The sequence below is a fragment of the Desulfosporosinus sp. SYSU MS00001 genome (assembly GCF_049943955.1).
GTDB lineage: Bacteria > Bacillota > Desulfitobacteriia > Desulfitobacteriales > Desulfitobacteriaceae > Desulfosporosinus.
In genome coordinates this window covers 222,110-248,822 of sequence record NZ_JBNFTW010000002.1, presented here as the reverse complement: position 1 = coordinate 248,822, position 26,713 = coordinate 222,110, and the positions used below count along the sequence as shown (strand labels likewise).

Annotated in this window: 25 protein-coding genes; 4 read left to right on the top strand and 21 right to left on the bottom strand. The window is 42.7% G+C overall.

All coding sequences use genetic code 11. The annotated features are described in order from the left end of the window. Positions 1-56: 56 nt before the first annotated feature. The 11 genes from coaD to ACPUYX_RS04510 form a co-directional block, all read right to left on the bottom strand. Positions 57-566, bottom strand: a complete 510-nt coding sequence (gene coaD / locus ACPUYX_RS04560; RefSeq protein WP_426378534.1) for a pantetheine-phosphate adenylyltransferase — start codon at positions 564-566, stop codon at positions 57-59. Positions 567-644: 78 nt separating this feature from the next. Then, positions 645-4,097 carry a DNA polymerase III subunit alpha gene (locus tag ACPUYX_RS04555; protein WP_426378533.1) on the bottom strand — a complete coding sequence of 1,151 codons (3,453 nt, stop codon included), beginning with the start codon at positions 4,095-4,097 and terminating at the stop codon, positions 645-647. 118 nt (positions 4,098-4,215) lie between these two features. Next, positions 4,216-5,544 carry a DRTGG domain-containing protein gene (locus tag ACPUYX_RS04550; RefSeq protein WP_426378532.1) on the bottom strand — a complete coding sequence of 443 codons (1,329 nt, stop codon included), beginning with the start codon at positions 5,542-5,544 and terminating at the stop codon, positions 4,216-4,218. A 68-nt stretch (positions 5,545-5,612) separates the two neighbouring features. After that, positions 5,613-5,810: a small, acid-soluble spore protein, alpha/beta type gene (locus ACPUYX_RS04545; protein WP_047809206.1), complete on the bottom strand. Its 198-nt coding sequence runs from the start codon at positions 5,808-5,810 to the stop codon at positions 5,613-5,615. A 1-nt stretch (position 5,811) separates the two neighbouring features. Beyond that, positions 5,812-5,952: a cleavage protein gene (locus ACPUYX_RS04540; protein ID WP_426378531.1), complete on the bottom strand. Its 141-nt coding sequence runs from the start codon at positions 5,950-5,952 to the stop codon at positions 5,812-5,814. A gap of 123 nt (positions 5,953-6,075) precedes the next feature. Beyond that, a complete protein-coding gene (locus ACPUYX_RS04535; RefSeq protein ID WP_426378530.1) occupies positions 6,076-6,777 on the bottom strand; it encodes a metal-dependent hydrolase in 702 nt (233 codons plus the stop codon). Positions 6,778-6,800: 23 nt separating this feature from the next. Next, positions 6,801-7,757 (bottom strand): glycosyl hydrolase family 18 protein, encoded by a 957-nt coding sequence (locus tag ACPUYX_RS04530; RefSeq protein ID WP_426378529.1) that lies wholly within the window; start codon positions 7,755-7,757, stop codon positions 6,801-6,803. 120 nt (positions 7,758-7,877) lie between these two features. Then, positions 7,878-8,921 (bottom strand): glycosyltransferase family 4 protein, encoded by a 1,044-nt coding sequence (locus ACPUYX_RS04525; protein ID WP_426378528.1) that lies wholly within the window; start codon positions 8,919-8,921, stop codon positions 7,878-7,880. A gap of 2 nt (positions 8,922-8,923) precedes the next feature. Then, positions 8,924-9,766 carry an MTAP family purine nucleoside phosphorylase gene (locus tag ACPUYX_RS04520; RefSeq protein WP_426378527.1) on the bottom strand — a complete coding sequence of 281 codons (843 nt, stop codon included), beginning with the start codon at positions 9,764-9,766 and terminating at the stop codon, positions 8,924-8,926. A 15-nt stretch (positions 9,767-9,781) separates the two neighbouring features. Beyond that, complete coding sequence (locus ACPUYX_RS04515) at positions 9,782-10,228, bottom strand: tRNA (cytidine(34)-2'-O)-methyltransferase (protein WP_426378899.1); 447 nt, start codon at positions 10,226-10,228, stop codon at positions 9,782-9,784. A gap of 39 nt (positions 10,229-10,267) precedes the next feature. Then, positions 10,268-10,477: an FmdB family zinc ribbon protein gene (locus ACPUYX_RS04510; protein ID WP_426378898.1), complete on the bottom strand. Its 210-nt coding sequence runs from the start codon at positions 10,475-10,477 to the stop codon at positions 10,268-10,270. A 367-nt stretch (positions 10,478-10,844) separates the two neighbouring features. Between ACPUYX_RS04510 and ACPUYX_RS04505 the strand changes: the two genes are divergently transcribed. Together ACPUYX_RS04505 and ACPUYX_RS04500 are read left to right on the top strand one after the other, a co-directional pair. Further along, positions 10,845-11,342 (top strand): Lrp/AsnC family transcriptional regulator, encoded by a 498-nt coding sequence (locus ACPUYX_RS04505; RefSeq protein WP_426378526.1) that lies wholly within the window; start codon positions 10,845-10,847, stop codon positions 11,340-11,342. Further along, on the top strand, positions 11,339-12,502 hold the full coding sequence (locus ACPUYX_RS04500) for an aminotransferase class I/II-fold pyridoxal phosphate-dependent enzyme (RefSeq protein ID WP_426378525.1): 1,164 nt from the start codon (positions 11,339-11,341) through the stop codon (positions 12,500-12,502). The genes ACPUYX_RS04505 and ACPUYX_RS04500 overlap by 4 nt, the downstream gene beginning before the upstream one ends. 4 nt (positions 12,503-12,506) lie before the next feature. On the opposite strand, the gene queG is transcribed toward ACPUYX_RS04500, so the two are convergent. The 8 genes from queG to ACPUYX_RS04460 form a co-directional block, all read right to left on the bottom strand. Continuing rightward, on the bottom strand, positions 12,507-13,523 hold the full coding sequence (gene queG, locus ACPUYX_RS04495; protein WP_426378524.1) for a tRNA epoxyqueuosine(34) reductase QueG: 1,017 nt from the start codon (positions 13,521-13,523) through the stop codon (positions 12,507-12,509). A gap of 829 nt (positions 13,524-14,352) precedes the next feature. Further along, the gene (locus ACPUYX_RS04490) at positions 14,353-14,898 is read right to left on the bottom strand and encodes an NADH peroxidase (RefSeq protein WP_426378897.1); all 546 of its coding nucleotides are present in this window, start codon (positions 14,896-14,898) and stop codon (positions 14,353-14,355) included. Positions 14,899-15,057: 159 nt separating this feature from the next. Further along, entirely contained in the window at positions 15,058-17,061 is a 2,004-nt protein-coding gene (locus ACPUYX_RS04485) for a molybdopterin-dependent oxidoreductase (RefSeq protein ID WP_426378523.1), read from the bottom strand. A 135-nt stretch (positions 17,062-17,196) separates the two neighbouring features. Continuing rightward, entirely contained in the window at positions 17,197-17,844 is a 648-nt protein-coding gene (locus ACPUYX_RS04480; protein ID WP_426378522.1) for a flavin reductase, read from the bottom strand. 146 nt (positions 17,845-17,990) lie between these two features. Continuing rightward, positions 17,991-19,358: an HD domain-containing protein gene (locus ACPUYX_RS04475; RefSeq protein WP_426378521.1), complete on the bottom strand. Its 1,368-nt coding sequence runs from the start codon at positions 19,356-19,358 to the stop codon at positions 17,991-17,993. A 52-nt stretch (positions 19,359-19,410) separates the two neighbouring features. Further along, a complete protein-coding gene (locus tag ACPUYX_RS04470; protein ID WP_426378520.1) occupies positions 19,411-20,292 on the bottom strand; it encodes a diacylglycerol/lipid kinase family protein in 882 nt (293 codons plus the stop codon). 37 nt (positions 20,293-20,329) lie between these two features. Continuing rightward, the gene (locus ACPUYX_RS04465; RefSeq protein ID WP_426378519.1) at positions 20,330-20,731 is read right to left on the bottom strand and encodes a hypothetical protein; all 402 of its coding nucleotides are present in this window, start codon (positions 20,729-20,731) and stop codon (positions 20,330-20,332) included. A gap of 77 nt (positions 20,732-20,808) precedes the next feature. Continuing rightward, positions 20,809-21,924 carry an aminopeptidase gene (locus ACPUYX_RS04460; RefSeq protein WP_426378518.1) on the bottom strand — a complete coding sequence of 372 codons (1,116 nt, stop codon included), beginning with the start codon at positions 21,922-21,924 and terminating at the stop codon, positions 20,809-20,811. Between the two features lie 258 nt (positions 21,925-22,182). Between ACPUYX_RS04460 and ACPUYX_RS04455 the strand changes: the two genes are divergently transcribed. Continuing rightward, a complete protein-coding gene (locus ACPUYX_RS04455) occupies positions 22,183-23,088 on the top strand; it encodes an RluA family pseudouridine synthase (protein WP_426378517.1) in 906 nt (301 codons plus the stop codon). Positions 23,089-23,324: 236 nt separating this feature from the next. After that, complete coding sequence (locus ACPUYX_RS04450; protein ID WP_426378516.1) at positions 23,325-24,473, top strand: DUF2087 domain-containing protein; 1,149 nt, start codon at positions 23,325-23,327, stop codon at positions 24,471-24,473. A gap of 202 nt (positions 24,474-24,675) precedes the next feature. On the opposite strand, the gene ACPUYX_RS04445 is transcribed toward ACPUYX_RS04450, so the two are convergent. Both ACPUYX_RS04445 and ACPUYX_RS04440 read right to left on the bottom strand, forming a co-directional pair. Then, positions 24,676-25,530 carry a PHP domain-containing protein gene (locus tag ACPUYX_RS04445; protein ID WP_426378515.1) on the bottom strand — a complete coding sequence of 285 codons (855 nt, stop codon included), beginning with the start codon at positions 25,528-25,530 and terminating at the stop codon, positions 24,676-24,678. Positions 25,531-25,885: 355 nt separating this feature from the next. Next, complete coding sequence (locus tag ACPUYX_RS04440; RefSeq protein ID WP_426378514.1) at positions 25,886-26,713, bottom strand: inositol monophosphatase family protein; 828 nt, start codon at positions 26,711-26,713, stop codon at positions 25,886-25,888.

Here is a 26,713-nt window from a genome sequence, read left to right as displayed (position 1 = left end):
TATTAAATCCGTATTATGATACCATAGCCCAATTAATTGTGCAACAAAGGGCCCTATTATGAATCCTCATCACGAACTTCTGAGCGCAGATTGGAGAATTTGGACATTAGGGCTTTTTCCACATTAGGCGTTACAAATTCTGTTACTCCGGCATGTAAGCTGGAGGCCCATTTAATAGCACTTGAACTAATAAAAGAATATTTGCTCTGCGTCATTAAGAAGACCGTTTCGATATCAGGAGCAATTTTTTTATTCATAAGGGCCAATTGAAACTCATATTCAAAGTCGGATAACGCGCGCAGACCTCTCAAAATCGCCACAGCACCACATTTACGGGCAAATTCCACAGTTAAGCCCTCAAAAACACGAACATTTACATTGGGCATATCCTTTGTAGCTTCAAGAAGCAGCTCCATTCTCTCGCCAAGGGTAAACAGTGGTGCCTTTTTACTGTCGGCTGCTATGGCAATCGTTACCCCATCAAAAAGTTCTTTGCCACGAACTAAAATATCAAGATGCCCATTAGTGACCGGATCAAAGGTTCCCGGATAAATCGCTGTTCGCACATTCAATCTCCTTTATTTCAGGATATCAGGATATTTTCATGGGTTTCGCCTTAAAACTCAGAAATCCTGCTAGCAAAATTATTTAGGTAAAATTTTTCCCGGTTTCCAGACAACGTTACTTTTACCCAGAACCTCAAGTAAAGCATTTTGTAATTTTTCATCATCTGTTACCCAAAACTCACGATTACCCTCAATAACCTTCTGATTATCCGCAAAATAAAAATAAACAGGCTGATTCCCAGGATGACGTTTCAAAATTTCCAAAACGTCCGCCATGTAGTTACTTTCATTGCTGGAAAATCTCAAAAAAAGCCGTCGCCCTCCACTTTGAGCAGGTTCTTCAGCAGGTTTAAGTTCTTCCAGGCGGGTAATCTTCTCGGCAAAGACCTTCTTTTCATCCTCGCGAATATTGTACCTGCCGGTTATAACAACCACTTGGTCATTACCCAAGGACCGAGTGAAGGCAAAGACGCGCGGGAACACTAAGACTTCAATTTCGCTGGTCAAATCTTCCAAAACAAAGCTCGCCATCATTTCGCCTTTTTTAGTTACTGTTTGTCTTAAACCGGTCACTAAACCTCCAAGAACAACTTTTTTTTCGTCGTCGCTTTCCAGACAAGTCAAAATATCCGAAGAGACAAAAGGCTTTAACTGTGGCATAACTGACGAAAGGGGATGGCCGCTTAAATAAAGGCCTAAATATTCCTTTTCCATCTCCAGAATTTCCCGTTCATCAAACTCGGGCAGTTCAGGCAGGGTAATTCCTTGGTCCATATCTTCTGTTAGATCAAAAAGGGAGAATTGACCATTATTCCGATCTTTTTGCCGCCGCTGAGCAGTGTCCAGAACCTGGTCGAGAACAGCCAAGGCCTGAACCCGAGTAGCAAAGGAACGCATGGCTCCCGAGCGAATTAAGCTTTCAAGCACGCGTCGGTTTAAGACCTTTTGGTCCACGCGCATACAAAAATCGTAAAGAGATTGGAAGTGACCATCTTGTCTGGCTTCCAAGATTTTCTCAACCACATTGAATCCGACGTTGCGAATGGCCCCCAGTCCAAAGCGGATGGCCCTTCTTTCTGTGGAAAAGCCTGTTTGACTGTACTGCACATCCGGTGGGAGCACTTCAATTCCATTTTGTTTGGCATCCTGTATATAGAAGGATATTTTGTCGGGAGAGCCCATGACACTGCTTAGAAGAGCTGCCATAAATTCTAAGGGATAGTTTGCCTTTAAGTAAGCAGTCTGATACGAGATCACAGCGTAGGCGGTAGCATGTCCTTTATTAAAACCGTATTCCGCAAACTTGGCCATTAAATCAAAAATTTCTTCGGCCTTTTCACTAGTTAAACCGAGGCGAAGGGCCCCCGGAATAAGCCACTGTCCCTTTTCATCCTGTAGGCCATAGATAAAGTTCTGGCGTTCCTCAGCCATAATTTCCTTTTTCTTTTTCCCCATAGCCCGTCGTAACAAATCTGCTCGTCCTAAAGAATAACCCGCTAAATCTCTGGCAATCTGCATAACCTGTTCCTGATAAACGATAATTCCGTAGGTTGACTTAAGTATGGATTCCAACTTGGGGTGCAAGTAGGTGATTTGGCCTCCATGCTTGCGGCGGATAAACTCAGGAATCTGATCCATAGGACCCGGCCGATATAATGCTCCCACTGCAATAATATCTTCGAAACAGGTTGGTTTTACTTCTTTGAGAACAGCTCTCATCCCACCGGACTCAAACTGAAAGATCCCAGTGCTGTTTCCTGAGGCAAGCAGTTGATAGGTTTTAGGATCGTCTAAGGATAGTGACCGCAAATCAAGTTTGATCCCATGAGTTGCCTCAACCCGTTTCACTGCCTCTTGGATGATGGTTAAATTTCTCAAGCCGAGAAAGTCCATCTTTAACAACCCAATTTCTTCAACGATTTTCATAGGAAATTGAGTCATCACAAAATCCTCTGAAGTTCTCTGCAGAGGCAAATGATTCATCAGAGGATCTTTAGAAATCACGACCCCTGCGGCATGGGTGGAAGCGTGTCTCGTCATCCCTTCAAGGGATTGGGCCAGCTTATAAAGCCTCTTAATTTCTTCATCTTCTTCGACCATTTGAGCTAAATCCGGAGACACTTGCAGAGCCTTTTCCAAAGTTATGCCCGGATCTGAAGGAATGGCCTTGGCAACTTTATCTACACGAGCCAAAGGAACTGCCAACACCCTTCCCCCGTCTCGGATAGCTGCTTTGGCCCCCATGGTTCCAAAGGTAATAATTTGGCAAACCTTGTCTGAACCGTATTTTTCCGTCACATAACGAATGACTCGCTCACGGCCCTCCGGGTCAAAATCTATATCAATATCCGGCATAGAAATTCGTTCCGGATTTAAAAAACGTTCGAACAACAAATCATGACTAAGGGGTTCAACGGAGGTAATGCCAAGCAAGTACGCAACCATGCTGGCAGCGGCAGAGCCCCGTCCCGGACCGACAGCTACTCCGTTCTCTCTGGCAAATCGGCAAAAGTCAGCAACGATCAGGAAATATCCCGAAAAGCCGGTTTGAGAAATAACTCGAAGCTCATAGTCTAAACGCTCACGTTCATTTTTAGTCATTTGGGGATAGAAGCGCGGAAAAGCTTCTCGGCATTGAGCTTCCAGATATCCGTCTACGGTGTATCCAGAGGGAACGTCAAAAACCGGCAAGAAATTTTCTCCAAACTTGAAATCCACCTGACAACGCTCGGCAATTTTGGCAGTATTGTCTAAAACCTCAGGATGTTCTCCAAACAGCAGGGCCATTTCTTGTTCTGATTTAAGATAAAACTCCTGACTTGAAAACCTCATTCGCGAGGTATCCGTTAAGGTCTTGCCGGTTTGGATACTCAGCAGCGCATCTTGAACAAGAGCATCGTCACGATTTACATAATGCACGTCATTAGTAGCTGCGATAGGAATTCCCGTGAGTTCATGAATCTTCCATATTCCCTGCATGACCTTTAGCTGTTTATCAATTCCATGGTCCTGAATTTCAAGATAAAAATTACCTTTGCCAAAAATCCGTTCATAATCCAAAGCGCTTTGAACGGCCATTTCTAATTGATCATTAAGGAGATAATCTGCCACTTCTCCGGCCAAACAGGCACTAAGGGCAATAATTCCGCTGGAATAGTTGTGCAGAATTTCTTTATCTACTCTAGGCTTATAGTAAAAACCTTCAATATGAGCCATGGATACTAAGCGGATTAAGTTACGATATCCTTCTTCATTTTCCGCGAGAAGAACTAAATGGTAGTTTTTATCGTCTCTACCCGGAACTTTATCCGTCCGTTTATTAGGAGCAACATAAACTTCACATCCGATAATCGGCTTAATGCCCACTTTGTGGCACGCTTTGTAGAAGTCAATAACTCCATACATTACCCCATGATCGGTAATTGCCAGTGCCGGCATATTCAATTCAGCAGCACGCTTGAGTAAATTATTAATGCGGGCAGCCCCGTCAAGCAGACTGTACTCCGTATGGACATGAAGGTGAACAAACATCACATATCTCTCCTCAAGATATATAGCAAAGGCCTTGAAAAATTCAAGACCCGTCATTCAACAATTGTTGATTCATTTGTAACCTGTAACTTTTGCCAAGGAATAAAATCATCGTCAATTAAATTAAAGAACTGCTTTCATTCACCAGTTTTTTATCTCCAATACGTGCTGTCATCAGACCTTTAGCAACTATTTCATTTTCAACCGTAACTTCTACTTCAATATTACAATGTTTCTTAGCTACCAAAAGAAGTTTAGCAGTAACGGTAATTTCCGTCCCTACGGGTATGGGCTGAAGCTGATAGAGAGTAAAGTTTTCGGTAATTGCGTTGAGTCTGTATTTCTTGCGAAGCCCGATATATCCAGCCATATTCATGACTGTAACAATAACACCACAACTGGCTGATCCGTAGTCATCCACCATGGCGTTGGTAATTTCACCTTCAATGGAAAGATGTTCGGAATCATCAACAAACCTGAACCCACTTAACACCAGATTATCAACAGTCTCTCCGAACTGAGGCTGTTTCTGAACTTGCTGATAAGCTTCAATGACATCTTGTAAACTGATAATTCCTATTAACTTACCCTGATCCGCTACAACTGCAATTTCCCATCCTTCCCAAACCATAATGCGCGAAATATGGGTTACGGGATCATCGCGGCCAACCATAAAGGGATTGCCGTTCATAACGTCCTTGATCGGAGTTTTGAGATCCTCTCCAGCAACATCAACCGCCGTGACAATCCCCACAAGATTCATATCATTATCAACGACCGGAAAGCGGCTATGGTCTGTACTTTGGGAAAGATTCCGCCAATCTTCTACGGTAGCATCGACATTCAAATACTTAACATCTTTGACCATAATATCTTCGACTAAAATAAGCTCTTTTTGAATTAATCGATCATAAAGGGCGCGATTAATCATAGAAGTCACGGCAAATGTATCATAGGGTGATTGAATAATGACTAACTCACGCTGCCGAGCCAAAGCAACAACATCTTCGTCGGGTTCCAAGCCTCCAGTGATTAGTAAGGAAGCATTATGTTCTAAAGCCAAAATCTGAGCATTGTGACGATTACCAACAATGCACAAGGCATTTTCTTCTAAATATCGTCCCATTGCATCGAGTTCCATGGAAGCAATAACAAATTTATGAGGGGAGCGATCGAGATGCTCAAAGCCACAGATAACAACCCCTTCGGCGATCTGTGACACTTCGCGCAACGTTAAATCTTCGATCTGGCGTTCCTTAACCCCTTCAATTCGTATGGTACCAACTTTTGGAATTGAGCGAACTAACCCCTTAGCCTCAGCCTCTTTAATGGCACGATAAGCTGTCCCCTCACTGACGTCTAAGGCTTTAGCGATAAACCGGACAGAAACCTTACTGCCGATAGCTAAATCTTCAATGAATGTTAATATTTGTTGATGTTTTGTCAAGTGATAACGCTCCCCACTTATTACTATACAATCATTAATTATACCATATGATTGAAGATCGAACTAGCTTATTCGTTTCTATCTTTAAGATTTTCCCGTCTCCGCCGTTGGGTCATTAATCCGCCGATCTTGCCGGCATCTTTGGCGTTTAAGGAATGCCAGCCTTTGGTTTTAACTTGCTCTAAAAGCCCCAATTCTGCGGCTATTTCCATCTTCAACGGTTCTAAGGGGTCTGTTCGTCTTACTCTTGGTTTTGCTGATTTCATCTTATATCCTCCCCCTGCTCATGGTAAATAGATCTTCTTCATAATGTGGGCAATTTGGTCCTCTTTCTCCCAGCAAATGTTCTAAGCGACAACGTCCGTCAACTCCATAGAGACAACGAAGGGTACACATTTTTCTGGTCATGTTCTCATCTCCTTTTCTAAAAGTTTTGCCCTTTTTAATTAAAAATATCCCGCCTGATCGACAAGCGGGATATTTCAGCATAATTATTATTCAGTTTTCATTTTATTTTATATGTTATGTGGGCTAAACTAATTCGAAAGATTCCCCTGCATTAAGTACTATGCCCTTCGTCTCTGGAACTCTGCGCTGCAGCATGCGCAGGAACTCGTTAACATCCTGGTTGATTAGAGGAAAGGTATTGTAATGCATGGGGATAACTGCTTTTGAGCGCAGTAATTGGGATGCGTGGGCCGCTTCCTCGACGCCCATAACAAAGTTATCACCGATGGGCAGCATGGCGAGTTCCAATGGATGCCGCAAGCCAATCAGTTCCATATCTCCAAATAATCCGGTATCTCCGGCATGGTAAAGCCATTTTCCTTCTATTTGAAGCAGAAAGCCGCAGGGGGGGCCGCCATAGATCATAGGCCCTCCTGCTGTCTCTTCAATCCCTGAACCATGAAGTGCCAAAGTAAGCTTAACCCATCCGAAAGGGAAACGATGTTTTCCTCCAATATGCATGCCATGGGTCGCGGCGCCTTGACTTTGGCAATAGGCCGCTAGCTCATAGACTGCAATAATAGGAGCACCTGTTTGTTGCGACAATTCTACAGCATCGCCTAAATGATCGTGGTGACCGTGGGTAACTAAAATCGCATCAAGCTGTTTGAAGTCTTCAGGTTTCGCTGTAGTACTCGGGTTCCCTCTTAAAAAGGGATCAATAATGATTCTTCCTGCCTCGCTCTCAATTTCGAAGCACGAATGACCGTGGAAACGAATATTCATTCTTTAACCTCCATCTGATCGCTTTAACGCGCTGAATATACTTGAAGCACTTCCCACAATGCAGGATAACTTAAATTCATTTCCCAAAGGGCGACTCCTCGAATGCCCTTACTTAAAGCAAGGTCCAGCTTATCTTTCAAGCTGCGAGGGTCTTCGAAATATACGGTATGTTTAACACCCATAGTTTCATAGCGAAAATGCAAGCCGTGTTGTCTTGAATCCCAAAGGATTGGAGCGCCATAACGTTTAGCAAGGTCTACTGCCCTTTGGTAACTGATGCTCTGGGCCCCACCTCGTTCTGACCAATCATAGCCGTAAAGCGGAATACCCATATAGATTTTGCGGGCCGGAATATTTGCTAAAGCATAGTTTAAATTCTCATTGACCCAAGGCAAAGACGCTACTGATCCCGGAGGACTTGCCGGCCAATGCTCTTCATAAGTCATGATGATAACCTCATCAACAACCTGGCCGATAGCCTGATAATCAAAGACGCCTTTCCATGGATCAAGAGGTTCACTCGAGGACTTTGCCGGTACATCAATAGTAACAATATAGTTCGCTTGATGAAACAGAGTTGCCCACCTTTGGATAAGCTGAGTAAAAAGCTGCCGGTCTCCCGGACTCGCTTTTTCCAGATCTAGATTGACTCCATCAAACTGATACTGTGCCAGAAGATTCCTTATGTTCCCCCAAACATAATCTGCGAATTGTCGGTCCCGCACCAACCGAGTCATTAAATCTGTCGAAAAGAGTCCCCTTTGTGTCAAGTTACTGACGGTTAAAAAAACCTTAATCCCCTTGGCATGGGCTTCGGAGATTATTCTTTGACTGGGTCTGCCTTGAAGCGTTCCATCATTCTGAATAGGCATTTGAAAAATATCGAACTGATCAATGCTATTTCCGTATCGTACCAAATATGGGTAACCCTTTACTTGTTCCGTTAGTCCATTGTAAAAGGCAAAAATATTCAGTGGCATACTTATACCCCCTTTCCGATCATCATATGCATCGCTGAGGGTATAAGTGTGAAGAATACTGCTATATAGAAGCTTCAAAGAAATTTAGGCTTCTTTAAGTCCTCTATTATAATTAAGCTTCTATTTTGAGTGACGACGGCCGAAAACTGCCAACATTGCAGTTCTGCGCATTAAAATAATTACCAGGAGCGCAAAGACAAGGATGAGAATAGCTAAAGCCATAATCCATTGTCCTTTGGCTCCTAAAACTGCGGAAATGCCGAAACAAGCACTGATTCCATACATTGACAAAACCGCCTGACGCTGGGTAAGGCCCGCGTCCAGAAGCCGATGATGCAAATGTCCTCGATCAGCGGTGGCTACGGATTGTCCTCTAAGTTTACGGCGAATAATAGCAAAGGTTAAGTCCGTTACAGGCATGCCCATAACGAGAAGCGGAAAAACCACGCCTAAAATTGTCGCAGTCTTAAGTAATCCGTAAATGGAAAGGCCGCCAATAATATAGCCGATAAACATACTTCCGGAATCCCCCATAAAAACCTTCGCCGGGGGAAAATTAAACAATAAAAATCCCAGCAGTGATCCGGCTAAAGCCAAGGTCAGATGCGCTGCAGGACTAATGATTTGATTTGCTGACCAGAACAACAACAGCGCCGCCATAAAGCATATCCCAGCGGCGAGTCCATCTAAGCCATCCGAGATATTAACTGTATTGACCAGGCCAACTATCCAAAAGATCATTAAAGCAAAACCTATAATACCAAGCCAAAGACCCGTGAAGTAAATTGGCCGCCCGATCAGAGGAAGTTTAATGAAATCCAAGGAAAAATTAAAGCCAAAGAGCAATGCCGCTGAAACAATTTGCCAAAAGAGCTTTACTATTGGACGAATTTCCCATATGTCATCACAAACCCCAACCAACGTAATTAACGTACTGCCTAAAAATAGCCCCCAGAACGATAGATCCCATTTCTGGGTTAATGCCGCCGCCAGCCAAAAGCCGGCGTACAATGCCAATCCGCCTAAGCGGGGAATAGGCTTTTTATGAACGTGACGCCCTCCCGGATAAGCAATAGCCCCCCATTTTTGGGCCAGTTTCATCGTCAGCGGCGTACAGACAACTGCAATTACTAAGGCCAAGGCAAAGGTTAGTATATAGGCCATGATTATTCCTCCGCAGTCTTAGGCTCAAGCTTGTCACGCAGCATCGTCGGTTGGCGCAGTTCCAAACAAGAACAGGAAAAGGTTTGAGGAAGCATAGCCATAGCATTCAACAAAATCCTGCCGGCGAAATTGGACTGATTATAAAAAATATCAGCCAATTCCTCGTGTTCCCAATCCTTGATGATACCTTCAGCATAGTTAACAACAAGCTGGACCGTAGCGTAATGGGCTCCGATTTCTCGAGCCAAATATACTTCCGGACACATGGATTGTCCGATGACATCGCCACCCATCTGTTTAAACATCTGAACTTCGGAAGGACTTTCAAAATGACGCCCGTCCGTACAAACATAAACCCCTCGTTCAAAGACATAGCGCGGTGGCTGGTTTTGTAAAACGGTCTCATGTAAGACTTTAATCAAATCCGGGCAAACTGCATTGCGCATAGTTAACAAATAGGGAAGTCCGATGGACACATCTTTACGCATCGAAAAGTCCAAATAATCGTGGGGAATAATAATATCACGAGGTTTTAGCAGATGATTAATTCCACCGACCCCGCCCTCAGTTAAAACTACGTGGACACCTGCTTGATGAAAGACCCAAAAAATTTGCTGAGAAGCCTGAGCTCTGGTGACCCCCTGCCTCCAGCCATGCATCCGGCACGTTAAAGCCTCTTTGCCTGCATAAGAAAAATGGGTAAATTCCGGCGAAGGTCCATAAGGCGTATCAAAAATCAAGGCCTCACCCAGCACCTTCGTTCCAGGTATCTTTAAATCCTTAGGAAAGGAAAGCGAATTAGTGCTTGAACCACATATTAACCCTACGTCAACTTTGGGTATCATAGTTTCTCCTCCTTTTTAAACAAGATTCGGAAAGCCCCATTGACGCAATACTTCATAAACAACAACAGCTACTGAATTGGATAAGTTTAAGGAGCGCGCTTCCGCGCGCATCGGCAGTCTTATAGTTTTGTCCGGGTAACGGCCCAAAATTTCGGGTGATAATCCTTTCGTTTCCTTACCGAAAATTAAATATCCCCCCGGTTCATAAACCATATCAGTATAGGAACGGCCACCTTTTGTAGTTGCTAAGTAACGGAGTCCACTGGGGTTTTTTTCTTCAAAATCGTTAAAATTGTCATAATAGAAGATATCAAGAAGGTGCCAATAATCTAAGCCGGCACGCTTTAAATGCTTATCGTCAATGCTAAAACCCAATGGTTTAACCAGATGGAGTGCAGCTCCTGTTGCAGCGCAAAGCCGAGCCACATTTCCCGTATTGGGCGGGATTTCCGGCTCAACCATTACTATATTAAGTCGATTGTTCAAAACCTGGTTCCCCTTTCAATGACACCCGGAACAATTTCCATGACACCCGGGTGAACAAGTTCCGCCGCTGCTTCCTTTAGTCACTCCGGGACTAGAAAATTTGGATAATTGTTTGGAAAGACCTTTATGTCCGCAGCCGGGGCATGATACGGACTCTCCATTTTCACCTAATCTGCATAATTCTGTGGTTAGCAAGCCACAACTTGGACATTTGAATTCATACATGGGCAATTTAATGCAGCCTCCCACTACTTAAAGCTTATTTCAGCTCTTATAAAAGGTTTTGCTTATGATTACCTATTATAACCTGAAATTATTGCAAACCCAAACTTTTGTCTGCTTTTTTCCCCTTTATTTCCCCTGATTTAGAGAATTAAATATTGACCATATTAAACTTTACTTAATATATCGTCTATCTATCCGCTGAAGGACAGATATTACACCAGAACCACTAGATGTTCCCTTAGGTTTTTGCAAAAGTTAATATTACAAAACGAGCCTCTGTTATATAAAACATCCTTGTAATTTTTGTTGTTCTAAGTTATGATAATGTTTATTGACCTTATTAGATTGTTTAAAGAGGTGTAAAAGGATGCTCACTCCAGAAGATCGCAAATTGCTTAAAATTATAGCTAAAGACTGCCGCTTAACTCCGGAGGAACTTTCACTGCAAACCGGCTTATCCGCGGAATACATCAAAAGGCGGATCAAGGACTGGGAAAAGGAAAAAATCATTGCCGGTTATCAGCCTGTAATCAATTGGGAACGGACGGGTGAAGAAAAAGTTTCTGCTCTGATTGAAGTAAGAGTCCTCCCTCAGCGCGGTTATGGTTTTGACAAAATTGCGAAACGGCTGCAAAAGTTCCCAGAAATCAAATCGTTGATGCTTATGTCCGGTGGATATGATTTGGCCTTACTTATCGAAGGCAAGACGATGCAGGATGTTGCCCTTTTTGTTGCGGAAAAACTAGCTCCCCTTGAGCATATCCAGAGTACGGCCACTCATTTTGTACTGCGCCGATATAAACAGGACGGTGTGGAACTTTTGGGTGAGGAAGAGACACTCCAACGTCTCGTGATTTCACCGTGAATCGTTATCTTGCCAGCCATGTTGCTAATATGCCGCCTTCAGGAATCCGTAAGTTTTTCGATCTTGTCGCCACTATGAAAGACGTAATATCTCTGGGAGTCGGCGAACCTGACTTCGTAACTCCCTGGACTGTGAGAGAAAGCGGTATATTCTCTCTCGAACAGGGGCAGACGATGTATACCAGCAACGCGGGACTCTATGAACTGCGGGAAGAGCTTGCCCATCATTTAAACATTACCATGGGCCTCTCCTATGACCCACTTAAAGAGATTCTGATTACAACCGGTGCCAGTGAAGCTGTTGATCTGGTTATGCGCGCTGTCCTTGAACCAGGAAATATTGTTTTGGTACCCGATCCCTCCTACGTATCTTACGGACCCTGCGCAACCTTAGCCGGAGCCAGTGTGCGCTATGTTCCAACCCACGCTGATGAGAAGTTCCGTTTGCGGGTTAAGGATCTGGCTCAAGCCTACTCACCCGAAGTCAAGCTCCTAGTGTTATCTTACCCCAATAACCCTACAGGGGCTATTATGCAGCGCGAAGATCTCCTGCCCATTGCCGAATTTGTCAAAGAGCATGATTTGCTCGTCCTGGCCGATGATATTTATTCCGATCTTACCTACGAAGGCACTCATACTTCATTTGCCAGTTTACCGGAAATGCACGACCGTACCCTCTTCGTCAGCGGTTTCTCAAAATCCTACGCTATGACAGGCTGGCGAATCGGCTACGTTGCCGGGCATCCTGACCTTATCAGCGGAATGACCAAAATTCATCAATATACCATGCTCTGTGCCCCAATCACTGGCCAAATTGCCGCTCTTGAGGCTTTGCGCTCTGCTTCCGAAGCTAAAGACGAAATGGTCGCAGCCTATGATCGCCGACGCCGGCTTATGGTCCATGGTTTTCGATCCATGGGTCTGGATTGTTTTGAGCCCCTGGGTGCCTTTTATGTCTTTCCGGATATATCGAAAACGAAATTATCCTCGGAGGCCTTTGCCGAAGAACTCTTAAAAGAGGAAAAAGTCGCCGTCGTACCCGGGACCGCCTTCGGACCATCCGGTGAAGGATTCATTCGCTGTTCCTACGCTTATTCTCTGGAGCAGCTTGAAGAAGCATTACAGCGAATCGGTCGGTTTGTAGAACGCAGATTAACTTAGAGGGTCAAAGATTTCCTATTACTTCTTCTAGATATGGCGTCAATATTGGTGGAAGGGCTTTTTCTTTATTGGTCAGCCAGGATTTAAGTCTGGGGTCCTGCATGCTGCACAAAGCGAGAAAGGCATTTCGCTGCAGGATGCCTTTACCACGCCATCCAGCTGCCGTATGAAGAAAACGCTCTCGAAACTCCCCTTTGGTTAAATTCAATGTATCCAATAAATCGACACCGCGCTTTTTCCCTGCTGCCGATACCATCTGCATCTCTTCCTGAAGCCGTTGTTGATTATGAGGGCAAGCTTCCTGACAAGTGTCGCAGCCAAAAATTCGATTTCCTAAACCTATTCTCTCTTCTGGCGTAAGCACTTCTTTGCTCTGAGTGAGATAAGAATAGCAATGTTTAGCTGCAAAGATCTCCTTGCCAAGAATTTGGGCAGGGCAAGCTTGAATACATTTCCGACAAGAACCGCACTTGTTCAAAATCATTTCATCGCTGGGAAGTTCATGATTCAGCAACAACAACGCTAACCCCACAAAGGAACCGTAGCCGGGTATAATCAGTTGCTGATTTCGGCCGATCCAACCGAGCCCTGCCCGAACTGCAAAGGCTCTTTCAACTAAAGGTCCCGTGTCGACCTGCCAGCGAATAGCTCCGGGCCAATGGTTTTCTGCCATTATCTCAGTGAGCTCTTTTAATTTCTGATTGATTACCCGGTGATAGTCTTCACCGATGGCCGAGCGGGCCAAAATACCCTCTCCCTTCTCGGGAGCCATAGCGAGAGGAAGTTCATAGGCTAAGGCAACAACGCCCTGACAATCCTGCCATACAGCCTTTGGATCAAGCCTCTGCTGAATTATTTGACTCTCAAAAGGAGTAGACACACCTTGATCAAGGCGAGCCTGCAATAAAACATTAAGTCCCTTAATCGGTTGGGCAGTGGTAAATCCAACTGCTATAAACCCTAAATCTAAAGCCCATTTCCTAAGCTTTTTTTTCCAATCTTGCCATTCCTCCAAGCTCAACGAACAATCCTCCTTAAACAAAGGCTAAATCTCATCTTAGATAAGTAAATAAATAATCAATACTTATGTAATGAGTCTCTTCTAATTTACATCTTAACTCACTTTTCTCAAACTAAACATCCTTGACATTTCTAATGCAAAATAACTACTTAAAAGTAGTTCTGTCACAACAAATTGTTGAGCTTTAAAAGATTTTTGGCTGAGCATATAAAATGTTCTCGTTTAGTTTTTTTCTGAATTTCGCAATATGAGGAAATACGAACTATAAATATGTCACTTTAACTTTGCATTACAATTCGTACAATAATTGATATTCTTTACTGATTGCCGAATTGGTAAGGGCTTGTTACAAACTGGACATCTCCAAGCAATAATGTTAACTACTATTCCAACGATGAAAAGCGCAATTCCCATTAATTAGATCATTATATTTCCCGAAATAAACGCATGAACCGTGCCAAACATAATTAATACAATTCCAATTATGCTAATAAAGCGGGCATATTTAACTTGTTTTACTTTATGCCTAAAAGCACTCTGTACTTGATCATTACTCATCCTATTCTCCTTCCCACCCATTCCATTTAATCAATATTATCGCATAGTATTGATTATCCAATCAAAGAATGACTGGTCTGCTTGGATAAACTCCTGCACTTAATTATGATAGAGAAAACTTAGCTGGCGCTCGAAGACACTGTCTTCGCACGTATTAACACTTCTTGCAGTATACAATCGAAAGTTATACTTTCTGATAGCATAAAAAAAGGCGCAGCTTTGTGAACTAATAAGTTCGCAAAACTACGCCTTTTCTTACAAGGATTTGGGTTTATTTAAAATAGCGGTCTAATAAACCTTTGAAAGCGGAACCATGTCTTGCTTCATCCTTGCACATTTCATGAACCGTATCATGAATAGCGTCGTAGTTCAGTTGTTTTGCTTTAGTGGCGATATCCTTTTTGCCTTGGCAAGCTCCATATTCGGCTTCCACTCTAGCTTCTAAATTCTTTTTAGTGTCGGCAAACACCACTTCGCCAAGCAGCTCTGCAAATTTTGCAGCATGTTCTGCTTCTTCAAAGGCAATTCTCTTATAAGCTTCAGCAACTTCAGGATAGCCTTCTCGGTCTGCTTGACGGCTCATAGCTAGGTACATACCAACTTCTGTACATTCTCCGGTAAAATTAGCTCTTAAACCTTCAAGAATTTCTGGATCAACGCCCTGGGCAACTCCAATTTTATGCTCATCAGCCCATTGCAGAGGGCCGTCTTTTTTCTCGGAGAATTTGTCTTTAGAAGCTCCACATTGCGGGCATTTTTCCGGAGCCTCATTTCCTTCAAAAACATAACCACATACTGAACATACAAATTTCTTAATCATTTAAGTTAACCTCCTCAAAGTTATTATCAATTAATTTATGTTCTTATTTTACAATTACTTTAAATAAAAATCAAGGGGTTTTGAAAAATTTTTTTACTTTTTAACCTCTAAGACAGACTTTTACTTCTTCAAATAGGAGCGGGTCCCCTACCGAGTTCACTCGCCCCCTCGCACATCCACTTTAACATCATAAAGTGTGCTTGCCGAAGCTCGATCAGTCAAACGTTGAGAAGTAAGAGCGTTAACCGATGATGTTTTAGAATTCTCATTCCAAAACAGCCCTTCGGTAACAACAACTCCGCGAGGAACCTTAGTCGTTGTCTTAAGGATGAATTTAACTTCACCACGTTCATTAAAGGCAAGCACCTGCTGAAGATCATTCAAATTCTTGACCAGAGCATCCTCTACATTCATTAAAAGATAGGCAGTTTTCTTCTTCTTTAATAAATCTTCTCGCTCATTAAACGATGAATTTAAAGAATACAAATTAGGACTACTCATCAGGAAAAATGGAGCTTTATCTCCATGAGGTTCGATATAGCGAGGCAGGGGGTCTGGTTCCTGGGGATTATAAAGTTCGATTTTTCCCGAAAGAGTCCGAAATGTCATTTTATAATCGGCAGGCAGCTTAAGTTCAACGGGATGCCCTTCTGAAAGTTTCTCCCGCTCCTCTTGCGAAAGCCAAGATGACGAAGATTCAATCAGCTGGTCAATAAGATCTTCCGTAGATTGCTTAAAATAGGGCTCCTGAAAATCCATACTTTGAGCAAGCAATTTAAAGACATCCCAATTTGACTTGGCTGCCCCAAGGGGTGGGATAACTGCGGCTGCCTTCTGAATAACATAAGAACCGTAGGAACGATAAAGATCCGCATGTTCTAAGGAACTCGTGGCCGGTAAAATAATATCGGCATAGCGGGCGGTGTCCGTCATGAACCGTTCATGGACAACTGTAAAAAGATCTTCGCGCCGAAGTCCCTTAAGTATTTGATTCTGGTCCGGAGCAACAACTGCAGGATTAGAATGGTAGACATATAAACTTTTAATCGGCGGATTCGTTAATTCAGTCAAGGCAAAACCAAGTTGGTTCATGTTGACAACTCTCGTCGGAGATTGCAAGAAATCTTCCCGGACGACAGACGCTGATGAAATAACCTTAGAAGAAATACTTGTCAACAGCCCGCCCCCCGGCTTGCTCCAAGCCCCAACCAATGCAGGCAGACAAGTGATAATTCTAACGGTCATTGCTCCATTTCCATAACGCGAAAGCCCTGAACCCAAGGAGATGAAAGGAGCGCGTGCTCGAGCATATTGAAGAGCTAATTCTTCCAGTTGACTGATTTCAATGCCCGTGATTTGACTGACTTTTTGAGGAGAAAAATCATTGATACATTCCTTACGAAAGGCCTGGAAGCCCTGTACATAGTCATCGAGGAACTTCTGATCCTGAAGTCCTTCCCGAACTAAGATGTGCATCAACCCGAGAGCCAGAGCACCATCACTGCCCGGTCTGACACACAGGACTTTATCAGCTAGTTTAGCCGTGGGTGTCTCATAGGTGTCCACAAGCCATACAACAGCTCCATGTTTCTTGGCTTCCCGTACGTTGCGGACAAAATGAATGTTTGTCGCCAGGGCATTTGTCCCCCAAAGAATAATTAAATCACTTCTCTTAACTTCATCGGGATGAGGAGCTAAAGTCTCTCCCATTACTGAGGCCCAGCCATAACCTTTCGCTGCAGAGCATATTGTCCGCGCTAATCTCGATGCCCCCAAACGATTGAAAAAGCTTTCTCCGCAATTGCGCTGCACTATTCCCATGGTTCCAGCGTAGGAGTAAGGCAAAATTGTTTCTGCGCCAAAATGATCAATTAATTCTTTCCAGCGGTTAGAAATCCGGGCAATAGCCTCATCCCAAGTGACGGCTCGAAATTGTCCAGAACCCTTTTCTCCGGAACGAAGAAGTGGCTGAGTCAATCGCTGCGGAGAATAAACAGTTCTTTCATAATGAGCCATTTTAGGGCACAAGGTACCCCTTGTAAAAGGATGCTCGGGATCACCGCTTACTCTTACTGCCTTATCAGCTATCAGTTCGACCCTAAGCCCACAAGTGTCGGGACAATCATAAGGACAAACTGATCTCTTAACCTCTGAATGCATAATGATCCTCCTAACACCAAATTATTCACTCGCTGATCCGCTAACAAAACCTTCATGGATTTGTGCAAAGAATCAGGCTAATTCTGTTTTACACGAATTAGCCTGATTGCTTTTTTCTATACATTCCTGAAGCCTCTATTTACTGGCTCTGAAAAAGGCATAGGTCATCGGTTCCCCCTCTTGAAGGATCTCAGCCGCAACAACATCCGCCAAAAAGAGGGTATGAGTTCCCGCATCGAGTTGGCCTACCACTTTCGCTTCCATTGTAGCAAGTACATCATCGAGCAGCAAAACACCCGATTCTCCACGATGAACCGCTACTCCTTCAAACTTATCCGCATCACGCCCTGATCGATATCCAAACTTCCGAGCATAGTCCTGACCTGTCTGGCTTAAAACTGATACTCCAAATCTTCCCCCTTTTTGGATTAGTTCATGAGTAAAATTCGACTTATTTATGCCAATAGCCAATCTCGCCGGGTCTGACGTCACTTGAAAACATGTATTAGCACATTGTCCATTATCTCTTCCATCAGCTTCAGCCGTAATAATATACAGGCCATAAGAAACCTTATAAAGTGCATGGCGAATGACCTGAGGACCGTCTGATTGAGTCGTTTCAATCTTCGCTGCCGGTTTTACATTTGATGTTGCGTTCAGTCCAGGATCCCCCGTTACCAGCTCAAAATTACTAGCATCAACACTACAAATAGGACAAACTTCAGGCGGATTATCGCCGGTATGTATATAACCACATACGTTGCATCGCCAACGCTTCTCCATAATAGCACCTCTTTTTTAGTAATAATTATAAACTTATCATTTGTACCAGTCAAGACATATTTTTCCTTTAAGCTCAATCTTCGCTCTATTCAAATAAGATATTCAATTGCAATTGCTAAAATAACACCTAAGGAACGCCCCAAACCCTAAGCATCTCTCAGTAAAAAAGTTCGGTATTCTGCTTCCAGAAAGATGGTGTCATTCAAACAATACTCTGGGCATCGTATCAGGGCTCTGCTCACCTGTTCTTTAAATCGTCCATAGTTCTTGCCTCTCAAGTCCTTTTTCTGAGCAAATTGAGTTAATACCTTCCAATCCAGAGTTTTTATGCGCTCAGTTATCCATAACGAAGCAGCTCTTACCTCACTTTGAATTTTTGCATAACGTTCGAAATCATCCCTGTGCACTTGCCTTCCGCCTTGAAAATCCGCCTGCCACAGCCTCAGTAAATTTTCGACCGGAAGCGGATCATAAACCTGACCGTTCCATCCGATTCTCCAAGCAAAACAGCGCGCTTTAAAGGATACCTTCTGCCAATCAGCTTCTCCCCTCAATTCCTTTCTAAAGATACGATAACCCAGACTGTGATGCCTTACAAGATATTCAACCTCTTGTTCCCCATGAGTTCCCCCAGGAAGAACCATACTCCAACGAAAGCGGGTAAGAATTTCCCGCGAAAGCCGGGCGCTTTCTTTTTCGTGGAGAAAATAATGTCCTTTCTCTCTGCCGACAATTTGCCATTTTCCCAGATCATGAAATAAAGCTGCTAAACGCAAAGTTATCTGATCTGGGCTATACTTAACCACATTCAAGGTATGCTCCCATATATCTTTGGTATAAAAGCGACCTTGAGTCAATCCCTTAAGCCTGGATAGTTCGGGAATATATAGTTGAAAAAATCCAATCTGATCTAGTAATGAAAGGCTCCGAGCAACATTCTCCAACACCAGGATTTTTCCCAATTCTTCAGTCACTCGTTCTTTGGAAACCTCTAAAAGTTGAGGGACAAAGATGACTGCCGACTGCCAGGTCTCAGGTTCTATGCTTAAGTAGTATTTAACTGCGAATCGAATCATTCGCAAAACCCTTAAGGGATCTTCCTTAAATCGATCGGAAGGATTGCCGCAAGATCTTAAATACCGATTTCTTAAATCTCTCAGGCCCAGAAAAGGATCCTCTATTTTCCCTGTTTTAACATCTTGATAGATGGCGTTTATTGTAAAATCACGCCGCAAAGCATCTCTTTCTAGCTCACCGGGAAAGGAAACTAAGTCTAAGCGATCCGCTTCCTGAAACAGACTTACCGTTTGTAATTTTGTGCCTAACAAATGAGGTGTATAGCCCCAACGGCTTAAAAAATTAAAGATTTCTTCAGACGATAGGGCAACGACAGCATCCACATCTGTGTTGGGTATCCCCAATTCTGCATCCCGCACTGCACCGCCAACACAATAAACAGGACAGATTAAGCTTAGACGTTTTAAAACTTCCTGTTGAAAGGATGAGCCAAACATCAAGTCTCCCCCCGATTAACCCTTAGAATTACTGACAAGCTTCAAGGACAAGTTAACAAAACACAGAAATTTTGGGGCCAATACAAATATGCCAAGGGCTTTCCGGACCGTGCTCCCCGTCAAGATCCGAGGTTATGAGCCGATCAGTATGAACCGTTAGTTCTGAGATTTGAAATTCTTTCATTTTGGGGGTGCTTACTTGTTCTCCGCGTAAAACTCTTAGGAGAATTCGAAGAGTTTCCGGCCAACCAACGAGTGGAACCATTAAAATATCCAACTTTCCGTCAGACAAAGACGCTCTGGGCATTAGTTGTCTGATTCCTCCAACGGAAAGACCATTAACCGCCAGAAAAAGTATAACTTCTTCCGTGTAATGTTTTCCGTCAAGATCATACTCTACCCCAAAAGGCCGATATGAAGGAAGCGTCTCAATCCCTTTCAGAAAATAGGCTAACTGACCCAAAGAGTTTTTCACTCTCAGATCCACTTTTTGTGAAACATCTGTTAAAAGTCCTGCACTAGCAACATTCACAAAATAGCGATTATTGACCATACCCGTATCTATATTGTAAATATTTCCTCGTCCGATTACTTTACAGGCTTCAGGAACACTTTTCGGCAAATGGAGAGCATAAGCCAAATCATTAGCTGTACCTACAGGCAAAATTCCCAAGGCAGGACGTTGGGATGCCGGGATTTTCACCACACCATTAACTACTTGGTGAATGCTCCCGTCTCCCCCGGCAATTACCAGACAATCAACATCACTGCTTTGCGAAGCAGTCTCTTCAATGTCTTCAGGAGAACAGGCTCGATGAATACAAACTTCATGTCCGCTTTCCTGAAAAATTCGTATCACTGAATCTAATTGACCTGTTAACTTACACCGTCCAGCATAAGGATTATAGATCAAACGTAAGCGTTTATTCGACATTCTTATAAATCCGACTCCTCTTCCATAGTTAGACCACTTACTTTTTTATCCCCATACGCCAGCGGCGAATCTTCGTGTTCAATAAATGAGCATTAAAGAAAAACACCCCTGCTAAAATGACAGCAATCAGGCCGCTTTCAATCAACACAGCTCTCGTTTCCTCAAAGGGGAAACCTTTCATTACCAGATAAACCATCGCCAAATTGGCCAAGGGAAAAAGAAGCGATTCGACAGCTAAGCCTCTGAGAATAATAATCCATAAATCCATACTTGTCTTTTTTTCCGACAAAGCTTTGGTAACTAAAAACCCCAGAGCAAGAAGTACTCCTGCCAAAAAAGCCGGCAATCCGTACTTGCCAATGGCAACTGCAATATTAAGGTAAATACCTAGTCCCCATAAAACCGCACCTAGGATAATGGATAGCAACTTATTAACCATCGAACCGCCTCCATTTGAATTCATTCAACCCCTGCTCAATTCCCAAATGCGGGTTACGATCAGGGTTATAGAGAACGTTATTTCAGGTTTTCCGGATTCAACACTTCCAGTTCCGGCAACACAAAACGGCCGTCTTTGCGAATTAATTTTTCATCAAAATAGATCTCACCGCCGCCATAATCCGGTCTTTGAATACACACCAAGTCCCAGTGAACGGCTGATTTGTTGCCGTTATAACAGTCATCATAGCAGGAACCCGGGGTAAAATGAAAACTTCCATCGATCTTCTCATCAAAAAGGGTGTCCAGCATTGGGTTTAAGATGTATGGATTTACTCCGAGGGCAAATTCCCCTACATATCTAGCACCTTCATCGGTATTGAAGATATCATCAATCCTCTGCGTATCATTGGCGACGGCCTTAATGATTTTACCGTTTTTAAAATCCAAGACAATTTTTTCAAAGGTAAATCCTTGAAACAAAGAAGGGGTATTATAACTGATCCGCCCGTTTACCGATTCCTTAATAGGCGCAGTATAGATTTCCCCGTCAGGAATATTCATGCGTCCGTCACATTTAATCGCTGGCATTCCATTAATCGAGAATACTAGATTAGTACCCGGTCCAACAATTCGTACTTGATCGGTTTTCTCCATTAAGTTCTTGAGCGGATTCATAGCCGAGGACATTTTTTCATAATCCAGGTTACAGACGTCAAAGTAAAAATTTTCAAATCCTTCCAGACTCATTGATGCTAACTGAGCCATAGAAGAGTTAGGATACCGTAAAACACACCAACGAGTATGGGGAATGCGCTGTTCAATATGCACCTTCTTTTGATAAGAGGATGAATATGATTTCAGAGATTCACTGGGAATGTCTGCCCATTCGTTTGCGTTTTCCCCTGCCCGAATTCCTATGTAGGCCTGCATTTCTTTCATTCTTGCAAGGTCCCATCGAGCCATAGCCTCAGCTTGCTCAACCGTGAATTCTTTTAATAAGTCTCGCATTAGAGTATGATTAATGACAGATACAAAGGGCACTCCTCCAGCTTGATAAGCATGACGTACAAGAGCCTGGGCAAGTGGAATACCTGTTCCAATGACTTCAATAAGAATTTTCTCCCTCGGTTTCAGGGCTATCGAATAATTAATTAAAGAATCGGCTAGTTTTTCAAAACGAGGATCTTTCACGTTAGGGCCTCCTTAGACTAAAATCATAGTTAAAATGGTTTATAATGTCAATCGCTTTGTTCTATTGACATTATAACCTTAAATTGCTCATTTCTCTGCCAATTTATCTCAATAACAGAATCCCTTTAAAGGATTTACCAGTGGATAGTTTGTATGTATATTCTTCATACCTTAGCATTTTCCTTTTTATTAACGCTTTATGTCTATAACGAACCTTTAATAACACTTTAATTTTCGTTGATGAAGATGGAGGTCACTATGAACTCAGTCAATACCTTATGGGAATATCGTTTACAGCTGGAGGATGCCGGTCAAAAATATCTTTCCATCTTAAAGCATAAATTTCATTTTTCTCTTAAAGTTTTACAGCATTTAAAACAGGGAGAACGAGTTTGGGTGGACGGACGCTTCACTTACTTAACTGCACGAGGGAAAGAAGGTGAACTTCTCTCTATTCAGCTCTTTGCGGAGGAAGAATCGCCAATTCAAGGCGAAGATCTTCCCTTAAGTATCCTCTACGAGGATGATTATCTGTTAGCTGTTAACAAACCTGTCGGACAGGTCGTCCACCCTAATCGCCGCTACCCTGACAATACCTTGGGGAATGCTGTCATAGGTTACTGGGAGCGCAAAGGAGAGCAGAGACTTTATCGACCTATTCACAGAATTGACCGCAATACCTCCGGGGTTGTGATCATTGCCAAAAATCAATTTGCCCACCAGCAGCTTGCTTGGCAGCTAGTGCGTGGTCACATCCATAAACGTTACTATGGCTTTGTCCAAGGAAACCTGTACGAAAACAGAGGAACTATAGATTCTCCGATAGGTCTTGCTCCCAATAGTTTTATCAAGCGCCAAATTCAGAGGGATGGAGAAGCATCACGAACGGATTATCGAGTCATCCGCCGCTATTCTGAAGCCAGCTTGCTTGAATTCATCTTAGAGACGGGAAGAACGCACCAAATCAGAGTCCATTGTGAAAGCATAGGTCACCCCTTGCTGGGAGATGATCTTTATGGCGGAAATACATTACTCATAAACCGTCAGGCCTTACATTCTTCGGTTTATGCCTTTTTGCATCCTGTCACCGGCCTTCCTCTCGTAATTCGTGCCCCTTTCCCCGAAGATCTCAGACATTTGCTAAAGGCACTAAACAAGGCTTAAGGAATAGGTTTCTAAGAGACGCGAGCCGCACGAAGTTAAATTGCTTAGATTGTCCTTTAAAGCCTCATTCCAGTCATTGATTTGCCAGTTATCAGCTTAATGCCTGAATTTTACCAACTTATAACTTTAAAAACAAACATAAAGAAGCGTTCCATTATAATTTAGTTTGATAATCTATAGACACAATGATATAATGTCTATAGATTTGTTCTAAATATAAAGGATGTGTCTATTCTATGGCGATTTCGGAATTATTTTGGACTTCATCGATAGACGATTTAAAGCGCGGTTATCGTCAAGAGCCTGAACACTATGTCTGCTTACTATGCGGTAAAACAATTGAAAAAGGAATCATCTATCAGGAGGATGATGTTTTCTACGAGGCCTTTCGGTACATGAAACTCCACATAGAAAACGTCCATGGATCGGTTTTTGCATACCTTAACCAAATGGACAAAAAGGTTACAGGGCTTACCGACCATCAAAAAACACTCTTAGGATACTTTTATACTGGTAAAACGGATGCTGAAATTCAAAAAGAAATGGGTATTAAAAGCGCTTCAACCATTCGAAATCACCGATTCTCTCTGAAAGAAAAAGAGCGGCAGTCTAAAGTATTCCTTGTCATGATGGAGCTTCTTAAAGAAAAGAGTAATACAGAGGCCTTGTTTTTAGCCCCCCCTAAAACAGCAACGATGGTAGATGACCGTTATAAGGTTACGCAAGCCGAGAAGGACAAAATTCTACTCAAGCTTTTCCCCGAAGGGCTTGATGGTCCTCTTAAAACCTTCTCTATAAAGGAAAAATATAAGTTACTGGCAATCCAACAAATTGCCAAACGTTTCGACGAAAATAGAACCTACACAGAAAAAGACGTTAATCTAACTCTTAAATCTGTTTATCCTGATTTTGCAACTCTCAGACGGTATTTAATAGAATATGGGTTTATGCAGCGCACACCTGACGGCAGCCAATATTGGCTTAATCGAGGCATTGAAGAAAGAGGAGATCGTAACATGGACCGTAAACAAGAACTAAAACGCCTCTATAAAGAAACTAAAACCGAAGCAGGAGTTTATCAGATTCGAAACCTGGAAAATCAAAAGATTTATATTGAAAGTACTCTTAATCTTAAAACCATAAACGGTAAACGTTTTAATTTAGATATGGGAACCTTCCCAAACCAAGTACTCCAAAAAGAATGGAAAGAATTTGGAGCAGAAGCCTTTGCCATTGAGGTACTGGAAATTCTAGAAATCCCTGAAGAAGGATATTTTGACGTTAAAGATGCCTTAAAAAAGCTGAAGGAAAAATGGTTGGATAAGCTTCAGCCCTATGAAGATCGCGGTTATAATACATCCAAAGTGATTCCGCAAGAACTTTAAACCACCTGCCGAAGGCGAATGCAAACTAAAAAAATGATCTGAATGTATTAAAAAGAGTGGATAACTTCTCCCATAGAAGCATATCCACTCTTTTATAAAATCATATTGTTTTTTGTATAATGTTTTAAGTTTAACTATCTAAATTATATGGTTAATGCTTTAACCAATCTCTTTTCTATATTGAAACAAGCATAACTTAAAACTAAACTATGCTCGGACTCTTTAAGCTTAAGGAAAGTTCTTTAATACACTCTGGCCCCAATTCCGGACAACCTAACTCAACCGGTTTTTCACTATAAAAGCCGTGGAAATCCGAACCGCCTGTAATCACCAAGTTATGCTTTTGTGCATAATGCAGGGATTGGCGTCGGTCAGTGTCATTATGGCTGGGATGGAAAACTTCGATCCCGCCAAGTCCTTCTTCTGTCCACTCATCAATGGCATCAAAATTACCAAGTTGTCCGGGATGGGCGAGAATAGGAATTCCTCCTGCTTCTCTGACAGCTTGAATCGCCTCGCGAGCATCAATATATTCTAATGGAACAAAGGCGGCACCCCGGGGGTGAGTACTGCTTCCACGGTGAAAAAGCTTCTTATAAAGATCATCATAAATGGCCTCACAATACCCCTTATCCAATAAGGCATGCATTAAATGCTGTTTATAAACGCCAGTCCCTCCAGCATACTTGAGAACATCCTCCCAGGTTATTTCATATCCCGCTGCAAGAATCTTAAGGAACATATCATAAGATGCTTGTTTCCTGCTTTCAATTAGAGGCGTACAAAGACGATCCAGAGAAGAATGCCCCGGTTCGATATATAAACCCAGAATATGAGCTCTCTTGTTCCTTTCATAATCGTAAGCCGATATTTCTATGCCCGGAACGATGGTGACACCTAAATCTGCTCCCAGGCACAGAGCATCATTTAACCCCTTTGTGGTATCATGATCTGTAATGGCAAGATGAGTAATTCCCTTTTCTTTTGCCTGTTTGATGACCTCACCAATACTTAAGGAATTATCAGAAATATCCGTATGAACATGTAAGTCAATCATAGTTTCTAATCATCCTTTATAATTATTTTTTTCTCAATAATTGCTAGCTTTTTAATTTCTTGCTCAAAGCATTAAAAGAATTGCAGCAGAAAAAAATAATGAAATGCCAATGCAGCAAGAATTAATACCACGGTCTGAACAAGCGTACTAGCCCTTTTTAAGAACATATTTTGATTGCTCCTAAAGTCCTCCTTTAACAAGACAACGTCTTCGGCAAAAATCAGAGCCTCATTCTCTGTCATATAAGACTTTAAAACTCGACAAATGCTCTTTGACTCTTCCCTTATTATTTCTTCATATTGAGGCACAAAATCACCCTTTTATTCACTGTTTGTGTGGCTGTATCTTCTGCAAATTAAGCGCCAAACTCATCTCTCAGGCAGAGGGGAAGATATTCGCGAGCCTCTGTCCATATCAACGGCGAGCGAAAAGCAGCTACTAATAATTTACCAAAAGGTGACCTATTCTCATTGGTTCTGCGAATAAGAACTTCTCCCCCACGTTGTTCCAGAAAAATCCTGGCGGCAGCAATGTCCCATTGATGGACATTAGACGAAATAAACAAGTCATATTCTCCGTTGGCAACCTTACATATTTCCAGAGAGGCACAGCCCAAATATCTGTAGGCCTGGGCCTGGGACAACATCCCCATGACGTCCATACCCAAACCTGTAAATTCTCTCATAGTTCTCAAGCTAATACCAACAACTGCTTTGCTCAGCTTATCATGGGAATCCGGCAAAGTGTCTAAAGGGTGTCCATTGATGATTGCTCCTTCACCACGACCTGCACTGAACATCTCGCTGTTGGCAACATCATAAACTAAACCAAACATCGGATTTTCATTTTTATATAGGGCAAGGGATATGGCATAATCCTTGCCAAACCGATAATAATTGACCGTACCGTCAATAGGGTCGATAACCCACGTATAATCATTATGCTCCGGACATACCTGTTCCCTGCTTTCCTCAGCAAGGATATTATGATCCGGATAGTTATTTAGAATAGCATCAATGAGGAATTTCTCAATAAGTAAATCATGTTCCGTGACAAGGTCCATCTGAGACGTCTTTTCCTTAACCTTAATGACGGATTGCCTGCGCTCCTGTTTCAGCTTTGCCCCTGCAGAATACATTAAACGTTTAGCAAAGTCATACATTTCTAGTTCTGCGACATTCAT

What these genes read in the sequence shown, in the direction of transcription:
- ACPUYX_RS04555 (WP_426378533.1), bottom strand. Translation starts at nt 4,097, where the DNA reads ATGTTTGTTCACCTTCATGTCCATACGGAGTACAGTCTGCTTGACGGG.
- ACPUYX_RS04545 (WP_047809206.1), bottom strand. Translation starts at nt 5,810, where the DNA reads ATGAAATCAGCAAAACCAAGAGTAAGACGAACAGACCCCTTAGAACCG.
- ACPUYX_RS04540 (WP_426378531.1), bottom strand. Translation starts at nt 5,952, where the DNA reads ATGACCAGAAAAATGTGTACCCTTCGTTGTCTCTATGGAGTTGACGGA.
- ACPUYX_RS04535 (WP_426378530.1), bottom strand. Translation starts at nt 6,777, where the DNA reads ATGAATATTCGTTTCCACGGTCATTCGTGCTTCGAAATTGAGAGCGAG.
- ACPUYX_RS04530 (WP_426378529.1), bottom strand. Translation starts at nt 7,757, where the DNA reads ATGCCACTGAATATTTTTGCCTTTTACAATGGACTAACGGAACAAGTA.
- ACPUYX_RS04525 (WP_426378528.1), bottom strand. Translation starts at nt 8,921, where the DNA reads ATGGCCTATATACTAACCTTTGCCTTGGCCTTAGTAATTGCAGTTGTC.
- ACPUYX_RS04520 (WP_426378527.1), bottom strand. Translation starts at nt 9,766, where the DNA reads ATGATACCCAAAGTTGACGTAGGGTTAATATGTGGTTCAAGCACTAAT.
- ACPUYX_RS04515 (WP_426378899.1), bottom strand. Translation starts at nt 10,228, where the DNA reads ATGGTTGAGCCGGAAATCCCGCCCAATACGGGAAATGTGGCTCGGCTT.
- ACPUYX_RS04510 (WP_426378898.1), bottom strand. Translation starts at nt 10,477, where the DNA reads ATGTATGAATTCAAATGTCCAAGTTGTGGCTTGCTAACCACAGAATTA.
- ACPUYX_RS04505 (WP_426378526.1), top strand. Translation starts at nt 10,845, where the DNA reads ATGCTCACTCCAGAAGATCGCAAATTGCTTAAAATTATAGCTAAAGAC.
- ACPUYX_RS04485 (WP_426378523.1), bottom strand. Translation starts at nt 17,061, where the DNA reads ATGCATTCAGAGGTTAAGAGATCAGTTTGTCCTTATGATTGTCCCGAC.
- ACPUYX_RS04480 (WP_426378522.1), bottom strand. Translation starts at nt 17,844, where the DNA reads ATGGAGAAGCGTTGGCGATGCAACGTATGTGGTTATATACATACCGGC.
- ACPUYX_RS04475 (WP_426378521.1), bottom strand. Translation starts at nt 19,358, where the DNA reads ATGTTTGGCTCATCCTTTCAACAGGAAGTTTTAAAACGTCTAAGCTTA.
- ACPUYX_RS04470 (WP_426378520.1), bottom strand. Translation starts at nt 20,292, where the DNA reads ATGTCGAATAAACGCTTACGTTTGATCTATAATCCTTATGCTGGACGG.
- ACPUYX_RS04465 (WP_426378519.1), bottom strand. Translation starts at nt 20,731, where the DNA reads ATGGTTAATAAGTTGCTATCCATTATCCTAGGTGCGGTTTTATGGGGA.
- ACPUYX_RS04455 (WP_426378517.1), top strand. Translation starts at nt 22,183, where the DNA reads ATGAACTCAGTCAATACCTTATGGGAATATCGTTTACAGCTGGAGGAT.
- ACPUYX_RS04450 (WP_426378516.1), top strand. Translation starts at nt 23,325, where the DNA reads ATGGCGATTTCGGAATTATTTTGGACTTCATCGATAGACGATTTAAAG.
- ACPUYX_RS04445 (WP_426378515.1), bottom strand. Translation starts at nt 25,530, where the DNA reads ATGATTGACTTACATGTTCATACGGATATTTCTGATAATTCCTTAAGT.
- ACPUYX_RS04440 (WP_426378514.1), bottom strand. Translation starts at nt 26,713, where the DNA reads ATGAATGTCGCAGAACTAGAAATGTATGACTTTGCTAAACGTTTAATG.